Source organism: Serratia odorifera (assembly GCF_041448735.1).
GTDB lineage: Bacteria > Pseudomonadota > Gammaproteobacteria > Enterobacterales > Enterobacteriaceae > Serratia_F > Serratia_F odorifera.
Genome location: NZ_JBGMUT010000005.1, coordinates 195,243 through 213,470, shown reverse-complemented (window position 1 = coordinate 213,470; position 18,228 = coordinate 195,243). Strand labels below are relative to the sequence as shown.

The following is an 18,228-nucleotide window of genomic DNA, read 5'->3' as shown; positions in this document are numbered from 1 at the left end:
CGACCGCTGACGGGACTACAAAATCCGCCACACAAGGTGTAAGATTTCTTCCCTTGGAGATGGCATTCCTCCATAACCGCCCTTACCGGCTGATGATGCCTACGTTACCTCAGAGAGGTGGGTAGCGTCGCGCCGGTACTTGTCATATCACAAAGCACAACGGCGTAGCTGGCATTGATTCTCCACGCTGTTATGCGGGATCGGTGAACTACCCCATCTGCAACATGAATATGTGAGCACCGCCTATCTGAGATGGTCAATTTTAATCAAGGGATTTTCCGATCATGATGAGTTCTTTACTGGCTGTTTTTATTGGTGGCGGGTTGGGCAGCGTACTGCGCTGGCTAGTCGGAATGAAACTGAACCCACTGCATGCGCATATTCCGCTTGGCACGCTGGCGGTCAATCTGCTGGGCGGATTTATCATCGGCTTGGCGATGGCGCTGTTTAGCCGCGCGGGCTCCATTGACGCCACCTGGCGTTTATTGATCACCACCGGCTTTTGCGGCGGTCTGACGACCTTTTCAACCTTTTCGCTGGAAGTCGTTTACCTGATTCAGGACGGGCGCATGCTCTGGGCGCTGACTAATGCCCTGATTAACCTGGCTGGTTCACTGGCAATGACCTTACTGGCGTTCATGTTGGTCAACTGGATCAGCGGCCAGTAACCTCAGCTTAATGTTTTCTTAATCCTGCGTACGGATAATCTTATCCCGTGTGATCAACTGGATGAGATTCCCTATGCCGAGCTTGCCGAAAAACCTGTCTGAAATGGCGGTGACCGTATTTTGCCTGGCGATCGTGGTGACGTTTATCAACGTTTACCTGTTCGCCTAGCGTTATTAACGCGGGTATAAAAAACTCCACAAAAAACCGATCTTGCCTTACAATTGAGAATGAACGTTCACACCCAAACGTCAGCGATTTGCTGGCACAGGATCGGACTATGCCAACCCCAACGGCAAGCAGACAGGCCAAAGCCGAACTGCGACGCAACCAAATCGTCGATGCCGCGAAAATCTGCTTCCGGCAACGTGGCTTTCACGCAGCCAGCATGGCGGAAATCGCCCAGCGTTCTGCGCTGAGCGTTGGCCAGATCTATCGCTACTTCGCCAATAAAGACGCCATCATTGAAGAAATCGTCAACCGTATCATCAATGAGAAAATGCGACGGCTGGAAGACATCAGCGACCACATCAATCTGATCGCCGCTACCCTCGCCGCCCGTACGCTGTATCAAACGCCCGGCCAAAGCGAGATCGATCACCTGCTGATGCTGGAAGTCACCGCCGAAGCCACGCGCAATCCGCTAGTAGCCAAGATACTCAGCGATGCCGAAGCGCGTCTGTTCCACCATGTCTGCCGCAACCTGAAAACGCTCTATCCGCAATTTAGCGATGCGGAAATCGCTGCGCGGGTCGAGTTCATCGCAGTGCTGAGCGAAGGCACCGGCTACCGCCTGTTGACCACGCAAAAAGCCGACATCACCCTGCTGGAAGGTTTGTATCAGCAGGCTATCTCACATCTTTTCCACCAGCTAGAAACGCCTAATGACTAAACAACAACATCGCCAGCGCCTGGTTTATGCACTGGTGCTCGGCCTTTTGGCAGCGCTTGGCCCGCTGTGTACCGATTTGTATCTGCCCGCCCTGCCGGAGCTGGCCGGGGAACTGAACACCACCACCGCCACTGCGCAGCTGAGCCTGACCGCCGGCCTGCTCGGCCTGGGCCTCGGTCAACTGATATTCGGTCCTTATAGCGACAAGTTGGGGCGAATGCGCCCATTGCTGTTGTCACTACTGTTGCTACTGGCGGCCTCGCTGTGGTGCGCACTGGCCCCCAGTATCGATCAGTTACTGATCGCCCGTTTATTGCAGGGGCTGGCCGGCGCCGGCGGCGCGGTGATCTCTCGCGCCATCGCCCGCGACCTGTATTCCGGCCATGAATTGACGCGTTTTTTTGCGCTGTTGATGCTAGTGAACGGACTGGCGCCGATCGTCGCTCCGGTGTTGGGCGGCGTGCTGCTGAAGTTTATGGATTGGCGTGGCATTTTTGGCGCGCTGGCGCTGATCGCCTTGCTGCTGTTTGCCCTTTCGTTACTGAAACTGCATGAATCATTGCCCGCAGAGCGTCGCAGTCAGGGCGGCATTTTGACCATGCTGATGTCGCTGGGCGGCCTGCTGCGCCAACGCCAGTTTATTGGCCTGTGCCTGACGCAGGGCTTTGTGATGGCCGGCATGTTCGCTTATATCGGCGCCTCGCCGTTCGTGCTGCAAGAAATTTACGGACTCAGCCCGCAAATGTTTAGCCTGTGCTTTGCGATTAACGGTATTGGTCTGGTGATTTCCGCCCAGACGGCGGCACGCCTGAGTCATCGCTTCGGCGAACTGCGGGTGCTGAAAGCCGGGCTGAGCCTGGCGGCCATCTCGTCGCTGTTACTGCTGCTGGCCGGCTGGTTGCATGCGCCGCTGATACTGCTGCTGGTGCCGCTGTTCCTGTCAGTAGCGGTGGTTGGCACCGTTGGCCCCACCGCCTCATCGCTGGCGATGCAAAGCCAGGGCGATCGGGCCGGCAGCGCATCGGCGTTGATTGGCGTATGCATGTTCGCGCTCGGGGCGTGCAGCGTGCCAATCACCGGCTTGGGCGGCACCTCGAGCACCTCAATGGCGCTGACCATCGTCGGCTGTTATGCTATCGCCATCACGCTGTTCACCACGCTGGTGCGTAAACCGCAGACGGCATAAACGGGCAATAAAAAACCCGCTCGATGAGCGGGTTTTAAGAATATTAGCGATTATAGCTTAGATAGCGATAACGTTAGCAGCAGATGGCCCTTTGGCACCGTTCGTGATTTCAAATTCTACACGCTGGCCTTCAGCAAGAGTTTTGAAACCATTGCTAGCGATGGCAGAAAAGTGAACGAAAACGTCCTTGCTACCATCTTCCGGGGTAATGAAGCCGAAACCTTTGGATTCATTAAACCACTTAACGCTACCTTTAATCTTAGACATCAAACTTACCTTTAACGTGAATGTAAGACACAAAACGTGTGTCCATTACAGTACAGCAACTGGGCGAGATTTTGTCCACCACCGAGATCACATAAAACCAATAAAAAATGAAATAATCGCCTGACCAGCCGCGCCCACTTCAGCATACCGCCAACGTGTCGTCGCCGCCAATCATGCCGAACAAGGGGTTGTGCCCCCCAGACGTCCCGCTTACAGCGCCTCCGCTAGCGTTGCCCGGCTGTCACTGCGCCACATTCCGCGCTATCATAAGCACTGTATTGTACAAACTGATGAGAATGACCATGAACGGCAAGATAACGACTTTTTTTGAAGACAAAGGCTTCGGCTTTATTACCGATGAGAACGGAGAAAATCGTTATTTTCACGTGATTAAAGTGCAAAACCCGGAGCTGATAAAGAAAAATGCCGCGGTGACCTTTGAACCGACCAACAATGCCAAGGGGCCTTCTGCCTTTGCGGTTAAAGTTCTGGCGCCAAGCAAATACATCATTATTGCCAATGAACGCATCAAGATCAGCAGCATCAAGTCGTTCCATACCTTCACCAAAGAGGTGCCGGTAAAAGCCGAGGTGGACAAAGAAAATACCGTGCTGTCAGTCGGCCTGTTGATGAATCGCATCCGCCCGCAGGCAGCGGCCGAGCCGCAAGCCATGCAAAGTCTGCGCATGCTGTCGATCGTCACCTTTCAAAACGTCACCCACACCTTCTCTGAACACGAGATTGATATGGATGAAACCTTGAGCGCGTTGAAGGCGCTGTAACGCCGGCAACAAATCCCTAAGGCAATTTCAAAGCACCTGTGTTAGCGTGGACTTTCACCTCACACAGGGAGCTGCCATGTCTGAGTCCCGCGACGTTAAAGGCATCATTCATCGCACCATGCGAATCGCCTGCCCGAAATGTGCCTATGTCACCAATCAACAGTGCTCGCGCCTGCAGCAAAGCGTGATGCTGATTTGCCCAAACTGCGGCGTTAAATTCAAACCACAGCAGGGCTGAGCCCCTATTTGAACAGGATGTGATCGACGCTGTTGCCACTGAGCACGTTAAACGGTTCGACCCTGTTACGCCCCAGCGATTTGGCGCGATACAGCGCGATATCCGCCATGTTCATCAACTGCTCCAGCGACTTGTCTTCGTTCATCGCCAGGCTGGCGACGCCGACGCTAATGGTCAGTTTCAACGGCGCGCGATCGCCCGTGTCGATTTGCGCTTTTTCCACCTGACGCCGCAAATACTCCCCCATGGCCACCGCCTGTGCCGCCAGGGCACGCGGCATCACGATGGCAAACTCCTCACCGCCCAGACGGCCGAGCAGTTGATCGGGGCGCAATTCGCGCCGCAGCAGATGAATAAAATTCGCCAACACCCGATCGCCAATCACGTGGCCATAGCTATCGTTAATCAGTTTGAAATGGTCGACGTCAATCAACAGTAACGACACTGCCTCTTTGCAGCGCTGTTTCTGCTCCAGCAGTTCGCGGGTTTTGCGCATCAGCGCGCTGCGCGTCAAGGTGCCGGTGAGAAAATCATGGCTGGCGCTGTGTTCCAGCCGCCGCATCAGCTTGCGGTTAACGGCTATCGAACTCGACACAATCAACGGCCCCATCACCAGCATGGCAATACCCAAGCGGGCGGACATCAGCGTATCCAGCAGCGCGCCGCGGGTGCTCGGGGTTTCATACAGCATTACATTGGCCGAAATACTGCTGATTTCGATAATGCCGGTCAATAGCGTCAACAGCGTAACGGTAAACAATTGATAACTGACTGCGCACCACAGCAGCGCCGGGATCGGGAAGGCAATCGCTCCCGGCCCACCGATGTACACGCTAAACAGCAACGACGCGATCAGCGCCAGTAACGGCAGGCTGGCGCTCAACCGCCAGTTGAATCGCATCCGCAGCAGTGGCTTCAGGCGCGGGGCAGCCAGCAGCACCGGCAGAATCAGCAAGGTGGTGGAAAACTGTTCGCTAAACCAGGCCAGCCAGGCGGTAATCACCGTATTGTTATACAGGCTGTCATTGCGCAGCACCGACAGCGTCGACGCCACCGCCGCGCCGGATAAACTGGCAGCGAACATATACAGAATGGCCTGCGGCTTGCCCATCCGCCGTTGCGACTGGGGCAGTAACAGCATCACGCCGTAACCGGTGGCGATCAACGCCATATTGCAGGCATTCAGCCATAGCGCCAGCGGCGCGCCTTCACCGGTGGTCAGATCGGCGCTGACCATGCCAAGGTAGGTGGCCAGCCAGCCCATCGGCGTGGCATACGCCGGCTTGCGCAATAACAGTCCCAGTAAAATGGCGTTGACCGGCCAGAATAATGACAGCGAGCCGATCGGACGAGAAAATATCCCTACCAGCGATAGCAGAAATGTCAGTAAGAAAAGGTTAATAAGCTGAAGTGCAACCGGTAGGCCATATTTAGAAATTATCCTGGCGTTCATGGTGTTGACCACGCGCGCATAATAACCAGAATAGTTGTGTGCATATTCTATGACCCAGCAAAATAGGGAAGATAAATAAGCCGCAAATCAGGCTGTCTGCCGCGTTAATTTTATTTAACAAGAACATTCTAACGCATTATTCGGGCAAATCGCTTAATGGTCGGCTCTATCAGCATCGCCGCAGCTTTCTCGGTGAGCGGCTAGACGTCAACAGCATAGCGCAAGCCGTAGTCTTTCGGAACAAACAGTAAGCCACATTATTCTTAGGGCTATTTACCGAGATGCTGCTGTTTTCGCGCGGGATTATGTGACGTGCTGGCAAATGCCAACAAAAAACCCGGTCTAGGAACCGGGAGTATTTGTACCAGTATGCAGTGTTAGCCTAAGCGGGCTAATAACGCGCATACGGTACCGCCAAAATGTGCAGAAAAAATGAACAGGGGCAGCGACGGCACACATTTAACGCTTCGCCCGGGCGAAGTCGATAAACGCGCGCAACGGGCGCGGCATCTGCCGGTTAGCTGGGTAATAAAGATAAAAACCGGGAAACGGCGGCGTCCAGTCATCCAGCAACGGCAGCAGCCGCCGCTCCGCCAACCCAGCGGCTATTTGATGCTCAAACAGATAGGCGATGCCCATGCCGTCGATGGCGGCCTGCACCAATATCTCCGGCTCGTTAACTACCAACGGCCCCTCGACGGCAATGTCCAGCTTCTCCGCGCCGCGCTCAAACTCCCAGCGGTACCGATTGCCATTGGTCGGCCAGCGATAGTTGAGACAGCGATGCTGCAACAGATCGCGTGGCGTTTGTGGCTCGCCATAGCGCGACAGATAATTTGGTGCGGCAACCACGCGCATCCGCAGTTCCCCGCCAAGCTTGATCGCCACCATATCCTTGTCGAGTTTTTCGTGCAGCCGCACCCCGGCATCAAAACCGCCAGCGACAATATCCACCAGCTTATCTTCGACGTTCAGATCGAGGGTAATATCCGGGTACTGCGCGTTAAAAGCGCTGATGCGCGGCGCAAGAAAATGCATCGCAGCCACCCGCGTGATATTGAGCCGCAGCAATCCGGCCGGCTGCTGACGCTGGTCAATCACCTGTGCGACGGCAGCGTCCAGGTCCGTCATTAGCGGGCGTAACCTTTCCCACAGCTGCGCGCCGGCTTCGGTCGGCGCCACGCTGCGGGTGGTGCGGTTTAACAGCCGCACGCCGAGGCGGGTTTCCAGATTGCGCAGCGTCTGGCTAAGCGCCGACGCCGACATGCCAAGGTGAGCGGCCGCGCGAGCAAAGCTCCCGTGTTCGGCAATCGCCACGAAGGCGCGTAGTTCTGCAAAGTCACCGCCTCTCATTATGCCTCTCTGACTTAATAATACATGCGCATTATAGTGTATTCCGTCGATAGCGCTGGGCAACTATCTTAAAAATACCAACACCACAGGAGAATGCCCATGGCTACCACCACGCTGGATACCTATCGTTTACTCGGCCGCTCCGGCCTGCGCGTTTCGCCGTTAGCGCTCGGCACCATGACCTTTGGCGCCGATTGGGGCTGGGGGGCCGAGAAAGAGCAATCACGCCATATATTTGACGCTTATGTCGATCGCGGCGGCAATTTCATTGATACCGCCAACCGTTATACCGAAGGCAGCGCGGAGCAGTTTATCGGCGAATTCGCCGTCGGCCGCCGCGACAGTCTGGTGATCGCCAGCAAATACACTTTGCCCACTTATCCTGGCGATGCCAACTCCGGCGGCAACCACCGGAAAAGCATGGTGCATTCGGTAGAGAACAGCCTGAAACGGCTAAAAACCGATTACCTCGATCTGTTGTACCTGCACGCCTGGGATGACACCACGCCGGTAGATGAAATCATGCGCGCAATGGACGATCTGGTGCGTGCCGGCAAGGTGCTTTACCTGGCGATTTCCGATATCCCTGCCTGGCAGGCGGCACGCATGCAAACGCTGGCCGATTGGCGCGGCTGGTCGCCGCTGATCGCCTTGCAGATTGAATACAACCTGACCGAGCGTACCGTTGAACGTGAGCTGATCCCGATGGCACAGGCCCTGGGTATGGGCGTCATCCCCTGGTCGCCACTGGCCAGCGGCGTGTTGAGTGGCAAATATTCGCGCCAGGATCTACGCCCCACTGGCGATGAGAGCGGTACCCGACGTGACGTCGCGCGCAGCAAGGGCTCGCTGAGTGAACGTAACCTCACCATCGCCGAAACGGTGCAAATCATTGCGCAGCAGGCCGGTTACAGCCCGGCGCAGGTTGCGCTGGCCTGGACGTTGCAAAACCCGGCGGTCACCGCGCCGATCGTCGGCGCTCGTACGCTGGCGCAGCTAGAGGATAACCTGGCCGCGCTGGAAGTCTGCCTGGAGGCGGAGCAATGGCAACGGCTGGCTGAGGTCAGCGCCATCGAACTCGGTTTCCCGCATGACTTTTTGGCCCTGCCTACCACCCGCAACATCATGTCCGGCGAGATAAATATCGCCGCACGTCAATAAAAAAAATCCCGCACCAGGCGGGATAAACTCAATAGGGATGGGATATACACTACAGGAAAGGAATAACACACAACATCATCGGGTGAGTTAACACTAGCAATTCCAGTGTATAGATTTGTCATGGCTCGGTAAGTTTGCTGTGACAGATGTAACGCCGAATGGAAAAATAAACCTTGGCCATGCTGGCGTTAGCTGCTGACGTCAGCGGCCAGGGCTTGAGCGCATTATTCCATTCGTCCGTTATGCATGCAGCGAGGCCATATCAATGACAAAGCGATATTTCACGTCGCTTTTCAGCATCCGCTCATAAGCCTGGTTTATATCCTGTATCGCTATCATCTCAACGTCGCAGGTAATGCCATGCTGCCCACAAAAATCCAGCATCTCCTGCGTTTCGGCAATACCGCCGATGCACGAGCCAGCCACCGAACGACGCCCTAAAATCAGCGGAACGGTGTTCAGCATCGGATCGATATCACCCAGAAAACCGACAAACACCAGCGTACCGTCAAGCGTCAGGGTCGACATATACGGATTGATATCATGGACGTACGGCACGGTATCAATAATCAGATCAAACGTCCCTGCCACTTCGGCCATTTGCGCGTCGCTGCTGGACAGGATCACGTGATGCGCCCCCAGCCGGCGAGCGTCCTCCTCTTTCGACGCCGAACGGGTGAACAGCGTAACATCGGCACCCAGCGCATTTGCCAGCTTCAGCGCCATATGGCCCAGCCCTCCCAGGCCAACCACCGCTACTTTGCTGCCTTTGCCGATATGCCAACGGCGCAACGGCGACCAGGTGGTGATGCCAGCACACAACAGCGGAGCCGCTGATGAGGGATCCATACCTGCGGGAATTTTCAGCACAAAATCTTGCGTCGTCACCATGGTTTGCGAATAACCGCCATAGGTCGGCAAGCTGTCGTGAGGATCGATGCCGTTATAGGTCTGGATGTTCCCCTGCTCGCAGTACTGCTCCAGTCCCTGCTGACATGGTTGGCATTGGCGACACGAGTCCACCATGCACCCCACGCCGACAATATCGCCGAGTTTAACGCCGGTCACCTGGTCACCTACCGCCGTCACGCGGCCAATCACCTCATGACCCGGCACCAGCGGATAAAGGCTGATTCCCCAGTCGTTGCGTGCCTGATGTAAATCCGAATGGCACACACCGCAATAAAGAACCTCGAACACCACATCGTCCGGGCGTGGATCGCGGCGTGTAAATTCAAACGGCGCCAGCGGCACCTGCGCTGACTTAGCTGCATAACCAAGTACTTTCATCATCTAGACTCCTGTTCGGCGGGATAGCTAACAATGAGCAACGGCGGTTCTGTGGCTTACTGCTGATACTGTTCGTCGCTGACTTTTTCCATCCACTCAACCGGGCTGCCGTTGAGTGATTCGGCAATCGCGATATGCGTCATTGCCGTGGTGGCGGTTGCGCCATGCCAGTGTTTGACGCCCTGCGGGATCCAGACAATATCACCTTGATTGATTTCCTGCATTGCCTCACCCCACTGCTGGAGCCAACCACGCCCCTGGGTGACGATCAGCGTTTGACCCAGTGGGTGAGTGTGCCAGGCAGTACGCGCGCCCGGTTCGAAGGTGACGGTCGCACCTCCCACCCGCGCCGGCTCGCTGCCCTGAAAAGGCGCATCGATACGCACCTGACCGCTGAAATAGGCTTCCGGTCCGGCTTGCGACGGTTGCGAACCACTGCGTTGAATTTTCATTTTTTCCTCCACATCGGCATACGCTGCCGGGGCTAACATAGACATCATTACCGCTGACGCTGCGAGTAATTTCATAATCGCTCCTCATTAAGGTTTAGCCGATTCGGTATCGAACTGCCGTAGATTCGGCATGCAACGGTTTTTACCGCCGACGGTAATGGCAAGAATAACAGCGACGGACTTTGCCGATTAGAGTGCAAAATAAGAATGCGCTTATGAGGTAAACTCATTAAATCTGCGGTTTCGTTGCTGCTGGAAACCCCCTCATTTTCGCGGCGGCGCAACCAGCCGTTGACACGATGACTCACTCAGGCAGAGAAATGTTAAAAGAGAATTTCAACGACTTGCTGTCGTTTCTTATGGTGGCAGAAGAACGCAGTTTTACCCGTGCCGCCGCCAGGCTCGGCGTATCACAGTCGGCCTTGAGCCATGCCATTCGCGGGCTGGAGGAGCGTCTTGATCTTCGCTTGCTGACCCGCACCACGCGCAGCGTTGCATTGACCGAGGCCGGTGAGCGCCTGGTCAACGCCATCGGCGCACACATCAGCGAAATTGAACATCAACTGGTGGCGCTGGGGGATATGCGCGCAACGCCGGCGGGAAATATTCGCCTCACCGCAGGTGAACATGCCATTCATTCGGTGCTATGGCCAGTGCTGAATCCCTTCTTACAACGTTACCCGGATATCCACGTGGAAGTGATCGCCGACAATTCGCTCACCGATATCGTCAGCGGCCGTTTTGACGCCGGCATTCGTTTGGGAGAACAGCTGGCAAAAGATATGGTCGCCATACCCATCGGCCCACAGCTGCGGTTTGTCGCAGTAGGATCGCCAGACTATTTCGCCAAGCATGGCCAGCCCGAGACACCGCAAGCGCTGCAACGTCATCGCTGCATTACTATGCGGTTACCGACGCAAGGCGGATTGTACGCCTGGGAATTTGAAAAAGACGGCCGTACCGTCAACGTGCGCGTTGACGGTCAATTGACCATCAACAGCCTACCACAGCGCATTGATGCCGCGCGCAGCGGTCTGGGGATTGCATTCGTTCCAGAAGACACGGTAGCGGCAGATATTGCCAACGGCCAGTTACTCAACGTGCTTGACGACTGGTGCGCGCCGTTTCCCGGCTATTACCTGTATTACCCAAGCCGTAGGCAGCACACCACCGCCTTTTCGCTGTTTGTCGATGCGTTACGCTACCCCCGACAGGTATAAGCTGCCGACGGCGATCAATGTGCCACGCTGCCAGCTGCCGTGGTGCTGTTGCCGACCACCCGGTAATATGCTGCAAAACGCCAATAATCGATCAACGGCCTTCTAAGCCGCAGGTCACAGGTTCGAGCCCAGGGTGGCTGACGCACTGCCCGGAGTGGCCCATGATTGGCTTGCTATCAGGTTTTCCTTACCCAGTTATCAGGGATAACGCCTCGACACGACAAACGGCACGCTTGGCTTATTATGTCGAATGTATTTACCTAAAGTGCGCATTTATTATTTATTCTGTGAATGATTAGCGGCGAAATATTGTCACACATACTGCATCTGGTATAATCACCAAGCTCAATCACCCGTAAATTAATATATAATTAATAGGTAAATATATGGATGGCTTGTGTAAGAAATTGTCTATTTTTGTTGTTGCATTAATAATTGTCGGCTGTGATCAATCCCCTCCTTCCTTTGCGGTTAATGCCAACAAGCTTATCGAAAAGAGAATCAGCGCAATCACTCATCACAACACTTTCTGTTCATTATCTTCTGATAAAAACTCATGGATTTCAATCTGTAAGGTCGATCATCCTAACTCATCGCCGATCTTTTCAGTGCAGGAAATTGAAGGTGTAATGCAAGCTTCAGATAATCTTTCATTCACTATTCGCCCACAAAATAAAGATGCGCAGTTTTTTTATCAGCATAAAGAGTTTGCAAAAAGATGACTCGCGCTAGTGATACACATAAAAAATCACCTGGTGCCCCATCGACGTTTAAATCCCGCTGATAAGGTTATTTTGTAAATCAAATGTTATTAAACTGTCAGTTATCGTAATGCGTTGTAAAGGAATAAAGCGTAATCCTCGTTCACCAAGCCATTTTTCCGTTCATCAACGCTAACATCATTAACGTTCCACCAGCATCCCCCGTGACCTATCGCTTATCACCAGGTAAAATGCTGAGTAGCCTTGCTTTTTGCCAGGCCTAACCAACACTCACAGCGCCGTCAGGATCTGCTGCTTAACGCTGATGTCGGCATTGTGGCGTTTGCATAATTTAAGCTTGCGTCATGTATGGCTCAAGCTTTGCCGGCAAGCTGTGCTATTGAAAAACAGGGAACTAAAAGTGAACAATAAGGCCGGGAAAGTCGTATTTGCCGATCAACTTCGCGTTTTGGCATTTATTTCTGTGGTGATAACGCATTGGGTTGGCAGATTTTGGGAGGCGCAACCCGTGGTGGCATATCTGACAAAATCACCAGAAATTATTGGCATAACCCCACACTACATCGACCGGCTGATGCCGCCGGTGCCATGGTTTGACTATGGGAGCTTTGGCGTTGCAGTGTTTTTTCTGATCAGCGGATTTGTCATTCCATTTTCGTTAAAAAACAAAAAGCCAGCCCGATTTATAATGGCACGGGCAATAAGAATATACCCAACCTATATATTTGCGTCATTGACTATGATGTTATTTATATTTATGACCTCACGCTTTTACTGGGGAGCCGCGCCTGAGTTTTCCTTCTGGAACGTGCTGGCAAATCTGACGCTAACACAGCTGATCTTTGATCAGCGCTCAATGGATGCGGTCAACTGGACGCTATCGATAGAGATCGTATTTTACCTGTTTTGCGCCGTTTTCAGGGGCAAGATATTGAGCGGCAGCGTCTCATTGATTTTCATCACCTCTCTCACCGTTTGTTTATTGACCTATTTATCAAAAGGAATGCCGAATACCTATTCTATCGGCGAATTTAAACTCTCCCCTTACGGTATAAAAATGTGTCTACTTTTTATGCTGTTTATGTCGATAGGTATTTTATTCCACTATCATTTAGAGCAGAGGATAAATAGCAGACAGTTAATTATCTACGCTATAGCGTTGTTTGCCATAGTGCTGGTTACCTGGTACATAGGGCCGATCGCCGATCAATTTCCCAACTCCCCCATGAGCTACGCTTATGCATTGCTGCTATTTAGCACATGCTATGCATTGAGAGATAAATTCAGGGAATTCCGGATACTCTCATTCCTGTCTAGTATCAGCTATCCCTATTACGCGTTACATTCCGTTATTGGCTATGCCACCTTACGCATCCTGGTTGATCATAACGTGGGTGTTGCAGCCGCATTTTTTATTACCTTTGCCTTTATCCTATTATTATCAACGCTGCTGCATTATACGGTAGAAAAACCCTCAATTTTCCTGTCCAAGAAAATTGCCTGATGGCCATGGCCGCGCTGACGGCCATGATCTCCTTACTACGGTTAGGCTCCCCTGGCGATCCCTCTACCAGGGGATCAATCGCCGACGTTAGTGTTCCCGTCAGCATGAGAAGCCGGCAAAAACCGTCTCAACAATGCTGATAGGCACAGCAATGCAGCCACGCCGCCAAAAGCTGCATGGTTGCTGAGGGGATGCTCAACAACCCACCCGACAGCTGGCTTTTTGCTTCCACTCAGAGTTTTTCAATAATAACCGACCATCAAGTCGGGTTGAAAACAAGCACGAGAGTTATGTTACTAAAAATTAGTATAACGTTGTCTTGCTGATGGTCGCTTTAAGCATTGCCGGATTACCCTCATATTGTTACGCCCCGCATATAAATTCAATCAAACGTCCTCGTTTTAACCACTAAAAAAGACTTCTCATTGCCAGCGACGCCCCCTCTGTTAGCCTACAAAGGCTTGCAATATATCCACGACAAAAGGAGTAAAGGGAAGGATTACCGTCGCCGGTGGTGGGCTGCGGCGCTAGCAAGGTAGTGAACTGGCGAATTGGAACCCGACCGCTGGCTTGGCTGGTCCGGGTGAATGCTTTATATTGCAATAGTATAATTGGTCTCCCCATCAAGGCATTTATTTATATTCCTAACCTTTTGGAATACTAATAAATGATTACATTAACATAAGTAAATTCAATGGATGGAATATGAATATATTTGAACAGACTCCAGCAAAGCGTAGACGTTATGGTTTGGCTGTTTTTATCGGCCTGATTGCCGGCATCGTGTCAGCATTCGTCAAATGGGGGGCCGAAGTACCTTTCCCCCCTCGCAGCCCAACGGATATTTTTACTGCTGCCTGTGGCCCTGAGTCATTAATCAGAGCGGCGGAACAAATCGATTGCTCCCGCAACTTCCTCAACCCACCCTATATTTTTCTGCGTGACTGGTTGGGTTTTGCCGATCCTAACTCGGCAGTCTATACCTTTGCCGGACATGTGTTTAACTGGGTCGGTGTCACACACATCATCTTTTCAATAGTTTTCGCGCTGGGTTACTGCGTTGTAGCCGAGGTTTTCCCGAAAATCAAACTCTGGCAAGGGTTATTGGCGGGTGCATTAGCACAGCTATTTGTACATATGATTTCCTTCCCTCTCATGGGGTTGACTCCTGCTCTGTTAGACCTACCATGGTATGAAAATGTGTCTGAAATTTTTGGGCATTTAGTCTGGTTCTGGTCGATTGAAATTATCCGCAGAGATCTGCGTAACCGAATAACTCACGAACCAGATCCGGAGATCCCACGGGTAACAAGCCGATGACAGATCCCCCCGTATAACGGGGGGATATTACATAGCACTTAAGTATTTAACTGGTGTATATCACATCGTCAAGGTTTGAATTAACGTTGGCTCTGTGGCCATTGGCTAATCACAATAATAGCTTTGCTTGCTCCGTCACCGGCTGAATATCCGCGATGCACTTCCCGGCTGGCTGTTTTACATTAAAGAAAGAAAGCACTGAACGTAGGATGCACGCAGACGAATGGCTTTCCTATAATGTCGCTCAAAAACCATATAACAAAAACATGTTTGGAGATTGCAATCTAAAACTATAGGCAAGGCCCATATAAATACTGTCAACTATTTCAAATAATAATAGATAAATTTTAAAGGAACGATAAAATGCCATCATCTATAAAGAAAATAGTTTTTTACGCCATTGCTTTTGTAATTTTAACATTGTTCTATGCACACATTTCCAGCCAGATACGACCAAATTCAGATGCCGTTTCAGGATTGTTAGCCGGCAAGGATATGGCTAACGGAAACTGGACGCTTGGCGGCTGGCATCTTTCTACCGTGTCATTTTATTTTACCGATATAATCTGGTACGGTCTTGCATCAAAAAGTTTCGGCTACGGAGCATATCAAGCATATTTAATACCAGCGATAATGTATACAATGGTGACGTTGATGACATTTTATCTGTCTAGGGAAAACGCTGGCTCGCTATGGGCCATTGCGTTTGGCGTGGCTATTCCATCTGGATTCGCTGCATTAAACACCTTAATAGCGGTAATACACGTCGGTACCTATGTCTGCATGCTTGTATGCTTCATAATGATTGAACGTTACACTAAAACAGATTCATTATTGTCGATAATTATTTATACCTTATCGTTGACGTTGGCCTGTTTCAGTGACGATATAATAAAACTACTTATGCTTTCGCCGATATTAATATCTTCTATTTATTTCTTTGCAAAGGAAAAAAGACCTGTATATATTATAATACTGTTTGCCAGCCTATTGGCATATGTGGCATCAAAGATGATGGTCAGATATGCGAGATCCAACGGTTGGTTCATCCTGCCCGGGATCCCCGCCCCAACGTTTGTTGCCTTTGATGACATCGGGAACAATCTGTACCTCTTCACAAAAGGATTCCTTCTTTATAGCGGCGCCTTCTTTTTTGGCAAGTCACCTTCTGATATCACGGCTATACTTTCTGTTTTCTGCTTTATTATTTTGACCATTTTGATTATTGCCTGTGCATTATCAATAAAAGAGATATTCACGACCTCGATGTTGAACATGACCATTTGCCTAGCCTGCCTGGTTATGGTGCCAGCCTATCTTGTCAGTAATCGCCCGATAGATGTATGGACAATAAGATATATCGTTTCTTTCTTTATTCTAGCACCCGTAGTCATTGGTAGATCGTCCTTATCCAAAGGATGGAGATTTTGCATACTTGGCGCTGTTGTCATTGCAGTGCTAGTTTCTTCCGTTGTGGTTAGTGAGAAAAAAGACATATCAAGTGACATCATAAACCAGTTAAAAATCGCTATTAGAGAAAATCACCTGGAAAATGGATACGCCTCATTTTGGTTTGCGTCATCTGTTAGCATTGACGGTGATATATCCGTTGCTCCACTTAATGTAAATAGAGATTTGAATATCCTCGCCTGCAATAGATGGTTGTCGAAAGCTGAGTGGTACCAACGCGGCGGAAACTTCATAATAACAGACGATAATTTAATGCGAGAGATAATCATAAAAAGTTTTGGCACTCCATCGAAAGTGATCAATGTTGGCGATAAACAAATATTTGTTTATGAAAAAAACATCACTTTCAGCTGCGATTAATACAATCAACCGGCGTTAATCGTCCGCTGTTAATAGATTAGCGCCGTCAGTACACCGCCATAATCGGGTTATAGCATGATACCAACCGGCAAGCTTGAGTTGTTATCGGAATACCGCAGACGATCAATAGCACTTAATGGTCTGTTGGATGTAGTTCCGCGCTGTAGATAGCTTGCCTGAGCTATTTATGCCATCGATGGCGATCGTATTATCTGCCGCAACTGCAATAGCGATACGCTTTATGATCTCCCGGTTGCGAATGTACCAAGCGCCTATGCAACGGCCAGGGATTAATCACCTTAAGAGGTATGGCTAGACAAGCTGCTTGCAGAAGTCGCATGTGATGGAAGACCGGTGGACTTTAGTAGAGGTCGGGAGAAGCGAAAATGGTACGCCCTACAGGGCTCGAACCTGTGACCTACGGCTTAGAAGGCCGTTGCTCTATCCAACTGAGCTAAGGGCGCATTGGGATGCGGCAACCGAAGTTGCGGGTTGGATTATACGGTCAGAGGTTGTTGAGTCAATGCCTTTTCATAACCTCGCCGCGCCAAGCGCGCCTTATGCTGATTTTTCATCCAGCGCAATGGCTTACCAGCCGCTATCTGGCCGTGCGCCGTGATATTTTGCCGCCGGCAACCCACACAAGCCGGCAAAAAATGCCTGGGATGGGAGCGTTTCATCCGCAGTAAACGATGCATATCCTGATTCAGCGCCTGACAGCGCGCTCAGCTTCTGACAAAATAGCCGCATCCCCGCTTTTCTTATTTGATGGATTTCCACACCGATGGCAGCAAAGATTATTGATGGTAAAACGATTGCGCAGCAGGTTAGAAACGAAGTGGCTGAGCAAGTTAAACAACGTCTGGACGCGGGTAAACGCGCGCCAGGCCTGGCAGTAGTGCTGGTTGGCGAGAACCCGGCCTCGCAAATTTACGTTGCCAGCAAGCGACGTGCCTGTGAAGAAGTGGGTTTTGTTTCCCGCTCTTACGATCTGCCGGCTTCCACCAGCGAAGCCGAACTGCTGAAGTTGATCGACCAACTGAATGTCGACGGCGACATCGACGGTATTCTGGTACAGCTGCCGCTGCCGGCCGGTATTGATAATGTCAAAGTGCTGGAACGCATCAATCCGGACAAAGACGTCGACGGCTTCCATCCCTACAACGTCGGCCGCCTGTGTCAGCGTGCCCCCAAGCTGCGCCCCTGCACCCCACGTGGCATCGTTACGCTGCTGGAACGCTACAATATCGATACCTACGGCCTGAATGCCGTGGTGGTCGGCGCATCCAACATCGTCGGTCGACCGATGAGCATGGAATTGCTGCTGGCCGGTTGCACCACCACCGTTACCCACCGCTTCACCAAGAACCTGCGTCACCACGTCGAGAACGCCGACCTGCTGGTGGTGGCGGTGGGCAAACCGGGCTTTATTCCCGGCGACTGGATCAAGCCGGGCGCGATCGTCATTGATGTCGGCATCAACCGCCTGGAAAGCGGCAAAGTGGTCGGCGACGTAGAATTTGACGTTGCCAGCCAGCGTGCGGCCTACATCACGCCAGTGCCGGGTGGCGTCGGCCCGATGACCGTTGCTACACTGATCCAGAATACCTTGCAGGCCTGCGAGGAATACCATGACGTTCAACCTAAATAAGTAAGGCAGTATGGAAATTTTTAATCTGGAAAGTCACCCTCACGTCGAACTGTGCGATCTGCTGAAGTTTCAGGGCTGGTGCGAAAGCGGCGGTGCCGCCAAAGAAGTCATCGCCGAAGGGTTGGTGAAGGTTGATGGCAAGGTGGAAACGCGTAAACGCTGCAAGATCGTTGCCGACCAGGTGGTCGAATTCGCCGGCAGTAAAGTGACGGTAAAACCCTGAACACGGTCAAGTAAAAAA

18 protein-coding genes, 1 tRNA gene and 1 riboswitch are annotated in these 18,228 nt (G+C 51.8%); of the genes, 13 read left to right on the top strand and 6 right to left on the bottom strand.

From position 1 onward, the window contains the following. Positions 1 to 46: 46 nt before the first annotated feature. Positions 47 to 109: riboswitch (Fluoride riboswitch) on the top strand. A 175-nt stretch (positions 110 to 284) separates the two neighbouring features. The 3 genes from crcB to ACCC84_RS15160 all read left to right on the top strand — a co-directional run bounded on the left by crcB (position 285) and on the right by ACCC84_RS15160 (position 2,744). Beyond that, positions 285 to 668: a fluoride efflux transporter CrcB gene (crcB, locus tag ACCC84_RS15170; RefSeq protein WP_004954303.1), complete on the top strand. Its 384-nt coding sequence runs from the start codon at positions 285 to 287 to the stop codon at positions 666 to 668. 278 nt (positions 669 to 946) lie between these two features. Further along, a complete protein-coding gene (locus ACCC84_RS15165; protein WP_004954311.1) occupies positions 947 to 1,558 on the top strand; it encodes a TetR/AcrR family transcriptional regulator in 612 nt (203 codons plus the stop codon). After that, the gene (locus tag ACCC84_RS15160) at positions 1,551 to 2,744 is read left to right on the top strand and encodes a Bcr/CflA family efflux MFS transporter (RefSeq protein ID WP_004954314.1); all 1,194 of its coding nucleotides are present in this window, start codon (positions 1,551 to 1,553) and stop codon (positions 2,742 to 2,744) included. Before ACCC84_RS15165 ends, ACCC84_RS15160 begins: the two co-directional genes overlap by 8 nt. 57 nt (positions 2,745 to 2,801) lie before the next feature. Here the strand turns inward: ACCC84_RS15160 and cspE are convergent, their stop codons facing one another. Further along, positions 2,802 to 3,011 (bottom strand): transcription antiterminator/RNA stability regulator CspE, encoded by a 210-nt coding sequence (gene cspE / locus ACCC84_RS15155; protein ID WP_002210315.1) that lies wholly within the window; start codon positions 3,009 to 3,011, stop codon positions 2,802 to 2,804. Positions 3,012 to 3,313: 302 nt separating this feature from the next. Between cspE and ACCC84_RS15150 the strand changes: the two genes are divergently transcribed. Next, positions 3,314 to 3,793 carry a cold-shock protein gene (locus tag ACCC84_RS15150; RefSeq protein ID WP_039991019.1) on the top strand — a complete coding sequence of 160 codons (480 nt, stop codon included), beginning with the start codon at positions 3,314 to 3,316 and terminating at the stop codon, positions 3,791 to 3,793. A 76-nt stretch (positions 3,794 to 3,869) separates the two neighbouring features. Further along, positions 3,870 to 4,031, top strand: coding sequence for a YnfU family zinc-binding protein (locus tag ACCC84_RS15145; protein ID WP_004954320.1), 162 nt, complete (start codon positions 3,870 to 3,872; stop codon positions 4,029 to 4,031). A 4-nt stretch (positions 4,032 to 4,035) separates the two neighbouring features. On the opposite strand, the gene ACCC84_RS15140 is transcribed toward ACCC84_RS15145, so the two are convergent. Beyond that, positions 4,036 to 5,484, bottom strand: a complete 1,449-nt coding sequence (locus ACCC84_RS15140; RefSeq protein WP_004954322.1) for a GGDEF domain-containing protein — start codon at positions 5,482 to 5,484, stop codon at positions 4,036 to 4,038. A gap of 459 nt (positions 5,485 to 5,943) precedes the next feature. Beyond that, positions 5,944 to 6,837, bottom strand: coding sequence for a LysR family transcriptional regulator (locus ACCC84_RS15135; protein ID WP_371902038.1), 894 nt, complete (start codon positions 6,835 to 6,837; stop codon positions 5,944 to 5,946). Between the two features lie 93 nt (positions 6,838 to 6,930). Between ACCC84_RS15135 and ACCC84_RS15130 the strand changes: the two genes are divergently transcribed. Then, positions 6,931 to 7,998, top strand: coding sequence for an aldo/keto reductase (locus ACCC84_RS15130; protein WP_371902037.1), 1,068 nt, complete (start codon positions 6,931 to 6,933; stop codon positions 7,996 to 7,998). A 240-nt stretch (positions 7,999 to 8,238) separates the two neighbouring features. Here the strand turns inward: ACCC84_RS15130 and ACCC84_RS15125 are convergent, their stop codons facing one another. Then, positions 8,239 to 9,288, bottom strand: coding sequence for an NAD(P)-dependent alcohol dehydrogenase (locus ACCC84_RS15125; protein ID WP_371902054.1), 1,050 nt, complete (start codon positions 9,286 to 9,288; stop codon positions 8,239 to 8,241). A 56-nt stretch (positions 9,289 to 9,344) separates the two neighbouring features. Beyond that, positions 9,345 to 9,779 carry a (R)-mandelonitrile lyase gene (locus ACCC84_RS15120; RefSeq protein WP_273869125.1) on the bottom strand — a complete coding sequence of 145 codons (435 nt, stop codon included), beginning with the start codon at positions 9,777 to 9,779 and terminating at the stop codon, positions 9,345 to 9,347. 281 nt (positions 9,780 to 10,060) lie between these two features. On the opposite strand from ACCC84_RS15120, the gene ACCC84_RS15115 reads away from it, so the two are divergent. The 5 genes from ACCC84_RS15115 to ACCC84_RS15095 all read left to right on the top strand — a co-directional run bounded on the left by ACCC84_RS15115 (position 10,061) and on the right by ACCC84_RS15095 (position 16,336). Further along, positions 10,061 to 10,960 (top strand): LysR family transcriptional regulator, encoded by a 900-nt coding sequence (locus tag ACCC84_RS15115; protein WP_004954332.1) that lies wholly within the window; start codon positions 10,061 to 10,063, stop codon positions 10,958 to 10,960. A 386-nt stretch (positions 10,961 to 11,346) separates the two neighbouring features. Continuing rightward, complete coding sequence (locus ACCC84_RS15110; RefSeq protein ID WP_127913644.1) at positions 11,347 to 11,682, top strand: hypothetical protein; 336 nt, start codon at positions 11,347 to 11,349, stop codon at positions 11,680 to 11,682. Positions 11,683 to 12,082: 400 nt separating this feature from the next. Continuing rightward, positions 12,083 to 13,186 carry an acyltransferase family protein gene (locus ACCC84_RS15105; protein WP_371902036.1) on the top strand — a complete coding sequence of 368 codons (1,104 nt, stop codon included), beginning with the start codon at positions 12,083 to 12,085 and terminating at the stop codon, positions 13,184 to 13,186. A gap of 705 nt (positions 13,187 to 13,891) precedes the next feature. Then, the gene (locus ACCC84_RS15100) at positions 13,892 to 14,506 is read left to right on the top strand and encodes a YagU family protein (RefSeq protein ID WP_371902035.1); all 615 of its coding nucleotides are present in this window, start codon (positions 13,892 to 13,894) and stop codon (positions 14,504 to 14,506) included. Positions 14,507 to 14,869: 363 nt separating this feature from the next. Continuing rightward, positions 14,870 to 16,336, top strand: coding sequence for a hypothetical protein (locus ACCC84_RS15095; RefSeq protein ID WP_371902034.1), 1,467 nt, complete (start codon positions 14,870 to 14,872; stop codon positions 16,334 to 16,336). Between the two features lie 387 nt (positions 16,337 to 16,723). Here the strand turns inward: ACCC84_RS15095 and ACCC84_RS15090 are convergent. Further along, positions 16,724 to 16,800, bottom strand: a tRNA-Arg gene (locus ACCC84_RS15090). Between the two features lie 320 nt (positions 16,801 to 17,120). Between ACCC84_RS15090 and folD the strand changes: the two genes are divergently transcribed. Further along, the gene (folD, locus tag ACCC84_RS15085) at positions 17,121 to 17,987 is read left to right on the top strand and encodes a bifunctional methylenetetrahydrofolate dehydrogenase/methenyltetrahydrofolate cyclohydrolase FolD (RefSeq protein ID WP_198773331.1); all 867 of its coding nucleotides are present in this window, start codon (positions 17,121 to 17,123) and stop codon (positions 17,985 to 17,987) included. Between the two features lie 10 nt (positions 17,988 to 17,997). Beyond that, positions 17,998 to 18,210, top strand: coding sequence for a ribosome-associated protein YbcJ (gene ybcJ, locus ACCC84_RS15080; protein WP_004954409.1), 213 nt, complete (start codon positions 17,998 to 18,000; stop codon positions 18,208 to 18,210). Positions 18,211 to 18,228: the final 18 nt, after the last annotated feature.

Coding starts and splice junctions, on each gene's coding strand:
- crcB (WP_004954303.1), top strand. CDS start 285: ATGATGAGTTCTTTACTGGCTGTTTTTATTGGTGGCGGGTTGGGCAGC.
- ACCC84_RS15100 (WP_371902035.1), top strand. CDS start 13,892: ATGAATATATTTGAACAGACTCCAGCAAAGCGTAGACGTTATGGTTTG.
- ACCC84_RS15160 (WP_004954314.1), top strand. CDS start 1,551: ATGACTAAACAACAACATCGCCAGCGCCTGGTTTATGCACTGGTGCTC.
- ACCC84_RS15165 (WP_004954311.1), top strand. CDS start 947: ATGCCAACCCCAACGGCAAGCAGACAGGCCAAAGCCGAACTGCGACGC.
- ACCC84_RS15095 (WP_371902034.1), top strand. CDS start 14,870: ATGCCATCATCTATAAAGAAAATAGTTTTTTACGCCATTGCTTTTGTA.
- cspE (WP_002210315.1), bottom strand. CDS start 3,011: ATGTCTAAGATTAAAGGTAGCGTTAAGTGGTTTAATGAATCCAAAGGT.
- ACCC84_RS15140 (WP_004954322.1), bottom strand. CDS start 5,484: ATGAACGCCAGGATAATTTCTAAATATGGCCTACCGGTTGCACTTCAG.
- ACCC84_RS15135 (WP_371902038.1), bottom strand. CDS start 6,837: ATGAGAGGCGGTGACTTTGCAGAACTACGCGCCTTCGTGGCGATTGCC.
- ACCC84_RS15125 (WP_371902054.1), bottom strand. CDS start 9,288: ATGAAAGTACTTGGTTATGCAGCTAAGTCAGCGCAGGTGCCGCTGGCG.
- folD (WP_198773331.1), top strand. CDS start 17,121: ATGGCAGCAAAGATTATTGATGGTAAAACGATTGCGCAGCAGGTTAGA.
- ybcJ (WP_004954409.1), top strand. CDS start 17,998: ATGGAAATTTTTAATCTGGAAAGTCACCCTCACGTCGAACTGTGCGAT.
- ACCC84_RS15150 (WP_039991019.1), top strand. CDS start 3,314: ATGAACGGCAAGATAACGACTTTTTTTGAAGACAAAGGCTTCGGCTTT.
- ACCC84_RS15120 (WP_273869125.1), bottom strand. CDS start 9,779: ATGTTAGCCCCGGCAGCGTATGCCGATGTGGAGGAAAAAATGAAAATT.
- ACCC84_RS15145 (WP_004954320.1), top strand. CDS start 3,870: ATGTCTGAGTCCCGCGACGTTAAAGGCATCATTCATCGCACCATGCGA.
- ACCC84_RS15110 (WP_127913644.1), top strand. CDS start 11,347: ATGGATGGCTTGTGTAAGAAATTGTCTATTTTTGTTGTTGCATTAATA.
- ACCC84_RS15130 (WP_371902037.1), top strand. CDS start 6,931: ATGCCCATGGCTACCACCACGCTGGATACCTATCGTTTACTCGGCCGC.
- ACCC84_RS15115 (WP_004954332.1), top strand. CDS start 10,061: ATGTTAAAAGAGAATTTCAACGACTTGCTGTCGTTTCTTATGGTGGCA.